Raw genomic sequence first — 7,140 nt, forward strand, 5'->3', positions numbered from 1 at the left:
TCTTGAATTTTATTATCAGAAAGATGCAACCAAGTCAATGAAGTCAACTTGGAAAGTGCTTGGATATCTTGAATTTGGTTAGATCTAAGATACAACTCTTTCAATGAAGTCAAGTTAGAAAGTACTTGGATATCTTGAATTTGATTATCAGAAAGATACAATTCTGTCAAGGAAGTCAATGGAGAAAGTGCTCCAATATCTTGAATTTGATTAGAAGAAAGATACAATTCTGTCAAGGAAGTCAATGGAGAAAGTGCTCCAATATCTTGAATTTGATTAGAAGAAAGATACAATTCTGTCAAGGAAGTCAATGGAGAAAGTGCTCCAATATCTTGAATTTGATTAGAATAAAGAGACAATTTTGTCAAGGAAGTCAACTTGGAAAGTGCTTGGATATCACTTATTTTATTTTTAGAGGCTATTAACTTTTCTAATGATTTAAGATGCCTTAGACAACTGATATCCGAGATTCTGTTGTTGGAAATGTCTAACATTAACAGTTTTCCTTCTTTATTTATGTTATAATCACCATTTGGAATGTTAATCCCCAATTCCGCTTCCACATATTCCAATTCATTCTCAAAATCTGAAGGTTTTAATTCTTTTGACATGTAGTTTACTTTATTTCCATCTCGACTGTGTACGATGTGATAGTTTTTATATATCTTACTAAAATAGGAAATAAAATCTTACACTTCGACAGGCTCATTGTAAACTTTTTAAGTTAGATATGTTAGATTTTTAGACTAGCTTAGACTTGTTAGCTGTATTGGTTACGTCATTGCGAGTAGTTTGCGACGTGGCAATCTCAAACTGTAAAGAATAAAAGTATTATATGATAAATAGATTTTTTCGATATTTTTGTTTTACAACTGAAACTTACTTTTATTATTTTTCACATATTCAATACTAAGTTCTGTCAAGTTTTCGGGATATTGATAAAATTCGTTGTCAAGACTGTCCCAGTTGTCTGTGATGGTTTCAGAGATTTTCTCCATGCATTCTCTTCGTGCTTCAGCATTTTTTGGAATTGGCACGGTTGGAAATATTTTGATTGCTTGATGTAAAATTGCTGCCATTTTTGGAGCATTTATATCTTTAAGTGCCGTTAGCGTTTCATGCGCATATTCTCCAGAACTGTTAAAGAAATATTGATCAAATCCGCCATTATTGACTTCTCTTTCTAACATTCCAATGAATAAGACATTTTTTTCATAGTCGTTCAGAGATTCAAAATTCGTGTCATTTTTTGATTTACCCCAAAGAAGTTCATCAATTTGAATTACGGTTTCAGTAGCATCTTCTAATTGCAAGATTTCGTCAAGACTTTTTGATTGCAATTTGTCTTGCGTTGCCTTTTTTCCGAAAATTCTATTTAAAAACTTTTTCATTCTTACTGTCTTGTTAGCTTAGTTTCTAGCACCAATCTCATGTATTTCGTCTATTTCACTTAGTTTGTTAGCCCGTTTTATGAATACAAACGGAAGTACCATTCCTACTCCAATAGTAATTGCAGAATAGATCGCAATAGGTTCCGCAATCAAGTATTGTGGAATTAATGGATTGGAAGGTTTTCCGATAAAAGTTAAAATAAAAACTCCAATTATAAATGATATGGCTGCACAAAGTAGGATAATGAAGATATCAATTATCAAATTAGAGTAGGTAAATTTCTTGCGTTTTGAAGTCAGTAGCATTCCAATAAAAGGAATCAATGCGATCAATCCATAATCAAAATAATCAATCGTTTCATGAAAAAAATATCCTGTTTTCTCTTGCAGAGTTTCTTCCAATCCAAAGATATTGGTGGGCCCAATGCCAATTATTAGGTACACTAAAATGAATACTGAAATTCCAAGAATTAGATATTTTAGCGGATTCGATATTGTATCGGACATTCTTTTTCTTTTTGATGAAATTACTTAAAAACATACAAATTGTACATTGAAGTTCTTCAAATATAGCATAGTTCCACAAATAATGAACTATTCTAAAGAACCAGATTGCCACGTCGCTATGCTTCTCGCAATGACGTATCTAATATGTCTAAAATCTAGTAGCGTTTCTGAATGATAAAGAAATATGATACGTCCTTGCGAGGAAGCATGACGAAGCAACCTGTGACTTTAAATAACAAATACGCTATACAATAAACAGATTACCGCGCTGTGCTCGTAATGACGAATCTAAGAAGAAATCTATAATTTTCGCTCCTGTATTTTATCAAAAAACGCCTTTTTATACGTATCACCAATCGGAATGTCCGTATTTTGAATGTAGGCCGAATTGGAATCCGTTTTGGTAATATGCGCCAAGGAAATGATATAGGATTTATGCGTTTTGATAAACATCGAAGTCGGTAAGCATTCTTCAATGTTTTTTAAGGTGTTGTAAGTAATGATTTGTTTGTTTTCCAAATGAATAGCAACATAGTTTTTTAAACCTTCTATATACTGAATATCTTTGGTGTAGATTTTCTCAAAGTTGTTTTTACCATCAGTTTTTACGAATAGAAAATCGTCGGTGATACTTGTGGTTTCTATAGTTTTTGGTTCGTTGAGTTTGAGTACAGCTTTGTAGAAGCGATCAAATTCAAAGGGTTTTAGCAGATAATCTACCGCATCAAGTTCATAGCTTTCCAAAGCAAATTGTGGATACGCCGTGGTAAAGATAATATTGGTTTTGTTGTGAATGATTTTCGATAATTGAATTCCCGACAACTCAGGCATTTGAATGTCCAAAAACACCAAATCAATTTGTTCTTTTTCTAGAATTTGCAAAGCTTCCAACGGTTTGGTGGTAGCTGTGACCAATTCCAAAAACGAGACTTTTGCTACATATTTTTCCAACAAGCGAATTGCTGGCGGTTCGTCATCGACAATGATACATTTTATGGTAGTATTCATAGTGGCAATTTTAAATACGCTTGAAACACTCCGTTTTCGTTATTATAATTCACTTCAAATTCATCTGTAAAGATCGCTTTTAAACGTTTTTGTACATTTTCTGCACCAACGCCAGCGTCCATATATTTGTCTGAAAGTAAGACTTTATTTTTGGTTGTCAATTGTAAAAAGTGATCTTCAATAGTAACTTTTATTTCAGCAGGATGGTTTTCATCATTCACAATTCCGTGTTTAAACAGATTTTCTACAAAGTGAATCAATACCAACGATGGCACTTGCTTGTCTCCTACTTCGCCTTCCACAGAAAAATCAACAAACAACTGATCTTCAAAACGAATTTTATAAAAGTACATATAATCTTCTATAAACTTCAATTCTTTAGCTAAGGGCATAAAATCCTGACTCGATTCATAGGTGACATAACGCAATAATTCAGATAAACGATGAATGTCTTTGGCAGTATTCGGTTGTTTGTCAATCAATTCGCTATAAAAAGTATTCAAGGTATTGAATAAAAAATGTGGACTGATTTGTGATTTTAAAAAGCTGATTTCGCCTTTATTATGTTCCAGCTTCAACTGAAAAAGTTTGTCTTTATTTTCATTGTATTGCAATACTAAAAATACAATGGTACTGTATAAAATCGGCTTAATTGCATAATATGAATTGTCAAAAACATAGTAAATTAATTCGCGCGATTTGTTGTGATAATTGTGTTGGCCTGTAATTTCAAATAGAATCACTTCTTGGGTCAAATAACGCAATCCTGCAAATAGTAAAATCATTCCGAAAACCGCTAAAATAAAAGGAATCAAGCGTTTTTTAGAGAGTAATTTTGGTGCGATGACAAAGAAATTCAAGAAATAAATTGCAATAGAACAGGCATAGAAAGTAAGCAATAATCCTTGATATTCTCCACTAAAATTGGTCATCAAGCCTTTCATTCCATTAATGGTATAGTCTTCCAACCATTCCAATAGTAAAAGAGCAATCCCCAAAATAACGTGATATTTCCAATGCTTTTTAATTTCCATGTCACAAATGTATCTGTTTTCTTGATGTTTCTGCTGTTTTTGGGACGAACAGGTCATTTTTTTATATCAACCCGAAAAAAGAGCCCACAAAAAATCTAATGGAATCGTTTTTGGGTTTCGTCATGACTTTTTATACGCTCATGTTTTTTATCATTTTCTACATTGTTTCTCACTTAGTTTTGGATCAAATAAAATCATAAACGCATTCAATACGTCATTCTGGATTCGATGCAGTTTTAATACATTAAAATAATGTCTAATCGAGCGCAGTCGAGATTTAATTAGAATATAAATTTTTGTTGGCTTCTCGACTGCGCTCGAAGTGACAAATAGTTTTTAAGTGATATAACGATCAAAAATGAACTACAATTTAAAAATCTCATTTTAACATGAAACAATTCATCATCATTCTCACATTTTTTTACTCTTTTACGATGCTTTCGCAAGAATTGACATTGTCAGGAACCATCTCGGCAACAACTACCAATGAAAAGCTTCCGCTTGCCGCAATTACTGTTTTTGACGCTTCCGCAGATACGTTACTTGGCTATGCGTACAGCGATGACAATGGAAACTATAAAATCACATTCAATAATGCACCTTTTTATGTAAAGGTAGAAACGCTCGGTTATGTGACGTATAAAAGTGATGTGTTTACAGAAACAAATGCTGAAAAGACATTGAATATTAACTTAACCGTCGATGTATCGGAATTGGATGCTGTGGTCATTTTGCAAAAGAAGCGATTGATTAAAATGACGGGCGATAAAATGATTGTCGATGTAGATAAATCAGGACTTGGCGCAGGAAATGATGCGCTTGAAACGTTGAGTAAATTGCCAGGCATGCGTTTGGATAAGGATGAAAATATTCTGTTTCGCGGTGATGGAAATCTACAAATATTGATTGATGGAAAACCTTCACTTCTATCAGGTGATGCATTGAAACAGTATTTAAAAACTCTGGCGGGCGACAATATCAAAGCCGTAGAAATCATCGCAAATCCTTCTGCGAAATACGATGCAGCTGGCACAGGCGGAATTTTAAATATTCGACTTAAAAAGCCCGTATATCTTGGCTTTACAGGAAATGTATTTGGTTCTGTTGGTTATGCGGAGTTTATTAAAAATAGTTATGGATTGAATTTGTTCAATCAAACAGAAAAGTGGAATTTGAATGCGGGAATTTATTATGGATACTTTGAATCTGTCAATCATAGAAACGTAGTGCAAAGTATTGAGCAACCAAACTTACAAACCACTTTGGATCAAATCAACGATTGGTTTCCAATTTCGACAAGTCTGACTTCAAAGCTAGGCGTTTCATACGCAGTTTCAAAAAATGCAACCTTGGGAACTTCGTGGAATTTCAACATTTACAATAGTAATGAAGTAACTGAAGGACGCACCAATGAGTTTTATAATGGAAATTACGAACGTTTTACCATTTTAGATAATTCGCTCGATGAAAACAATAAACGTTTGACAGGAAACTTGTATTATAGTTTTGCTTCCGATAGTTTGGATACGAAGTTTGATGCGCAAATAAATTATGCAACCTATACCAATACGCAAGATCAGACTACAACAAATTCATATTTTACGGTAGCTGACAATCAGCAATATAGAAATCCAGAAATCATTAGAAATGACAATCCTACGAAATATAATATTCTCAGTACACGAATTGATTATGAAAAACAATTAAGCGATCAGTTTACACTTGAAACAGGTTTAAAATATAGTTATGTTTCTAATGATTATAACAATATGTTGTTTGAACGCACTACAAATACCAATTTTGAGCTAGACATTAATCGCAGCAACGAATTGGAATACAAAGAATCGATTGGTGCTTTGTACGGAATTATGAATTATAATCGTAAAAACTGGAGTTTTCAAGCAGGTTTACGAGCCGAATATATTGATTATGATGCAACTTCCATCACAGCTCTGTCTTCGAATACGGGCGATTATGTATCGTTGTTTCCTTCGTTTAGTGTGAATCATAATTTAGATCACAATCAGTTTAAATTCTCGTATAGCAGACGAATTCAGCGTCCGCGTTATTTATCATTAAATCCATTTTTTGAATATGTAGATACGTATAATGTAGAAGTTGGAAATCCGAATTTACAACCGCAATTCACACATTCGCTAGATTTCACCTGGGTTTACAAGCAAAAAACATCCGCTTCTATATATGCAAAATTCACGAATGATCTAATGGATCGTGTGTTTGATTATGATGAAGAAACGCAGATTACTACGATGTTTCAGGCGAATATTGCCACTTCACAAGATGTTGGAATTTCATTGAATACTTCTCTTTCTCCTTTCAATTTTTGGGATATCGATTTTTATGGTGATTTCTCATACAATCACGCACGATCGGAGATTCCAAATTTTCGTTATGACGAAACTGGGACAAATTGGTATGCAACCGTTAATCAGACATTCAACTTAAAAAACGATTGGACCGTGTATTGGAATAGCTTTTATGCAGCCGCTGGCCGTAATGGAAACACGGAATCGAAACCTTCGTATGATATGTCGTTTCGTGTGAAGAAGTTCTTTTTTGGAGAAAAATTTCGCTTGTTAGTCAGAGCTGACAATATCTTTAAAACCAGCAGATGGCGAAGTTTAACGATTCAAGATAATGTACGAACGGAATGGGAAAATCGTTGGGAAGTCCGCAAGTTTACACTGTCATTAACGTATAATTTTGGTTCTGGGAAAAAGAAGCGTGTTAAAGATGTTGATTTACGTGATGAGCAGCGTAGGCTTTGATTTCTAGATCGATTCTTGCTAAGGAATCTCTTAGATCGCTGACGCTGTTAGATACGTCATTGCGAGGAAGTATGACGTGGCAATCTGTTACTTTATAACAATTGTATTATTAGATACACGGACTACCACGTCGCTTTACTCCTCGTAGTGACGTATTATATACTATTGTCGCTTTGAGAAGGTTTTCAAAATTGAAGAAAGAAAATTTGTTACGTCATTGCGAGGAAGTATGACGAAGCAATCTGTTACTTTAAAAATTATAAATGTAAAATGCTAAATTTTAAATGTAAAAGTGCTCTGTTTTTAGAAATTATGTTTCTTCAAATAATATAATGTCACTTCGAGTGATTCGCCCAAGCGAATTGTATCGAGAAGTACTTGGAATTCTTAGCTGTTCTCGATACAAAATTC

6 protein-coding genes are annotated in these 7,140 nt (G+C 33.7%); 1 reads left to right on the forward strand and 5 read right to left on the reverse strand.

The annotated features are described in order from the left end of the window. The 5 genes from Q0845_RS27615 to Q0845_RS27635 all read right to left on the reverse strand — a co-directional run. The coding region (locus Q0845_RS27615; RefSeq protein WP_298521189.1) for a leucine-rich repeat domain-containing protein at positions 1-611 on the reverse strand (611 nt) is incomplete at its 3' end. Positions 612-866: 255 nt separating this feature from the next. Next, positions 867-1,391 (reverse strand): DMP19 family protein, encoded by a 525-nt coding sequence (locus Q0845_RS27620; protein WP_298521191.1) that lies wholly within the window; start codon positions 1,389-1,391, stop codon positions 867-869. 18 nt (positions 1,392-1,409) lie between these two features. Next, on the reverse strand, positions 1,410-1,898 hold the full coding sequence (locus Q0845_RS27625; protein ID WP_298521192.1) for a hypothetical protein: 489 nt from the start codon (positions 1,896-1,898) through the stop codon (positions 1,410-1,412). Positions 1,899-2,198: 300 nt separating this feature from the next. After that, positions 2,199-2,906: a LytTR family DNA-binding domain-containing protein gene (locus Q0845_RS27630; RefSeq protein ID WP_298521194.1), complete on the reverse strand. Its 708-nt coding sequence runs from the start codon at positions 2,904-2,906 to the stop codon at positions 2,199-2,201. Beyond that, complete coding sequence (locus tag Q0845_RS27635; protein WP_298521196.1) at positions 2,903-3,997, reverse strand: sensor histidine kinase; 1,095 nt, start codon at positions 3,995-3,997, stop codon at positions 2,903-2,905. The genes Q0845_RS27630 and Q0845_RS27635 overlap by 4 nt, the downstream gene beginning before the upstream one ends. 332 nt (positions 3,998-4,329) lie before the next feature. Here Q0845_RS27635 and Q0845_RS27640 point away from each other — a divergent pair, with 332 nt between their 5' ends. Continuing rightward, complete coding sequence (locus tag Q0845_RS27640; protein WP_298521197.1) at positions 4,330-6,729, forward strand: outer membrane beta-barrel family protein; 2,400 nt, start codon at positions 4,330-4,332, stop codon at positions 6,727-6,729. Positions 6,730-7,140 lie beyond the last annotated feature (411 nt).

The sequence above is a fragment of the uncultured Kordia sp. genome, from assembly GCF_947489565.1.
GTDB lineage: Bacteria > Bacteroidota > Bacteroidia > Flavobacteriales > Flavobacteriaceae > Kordia.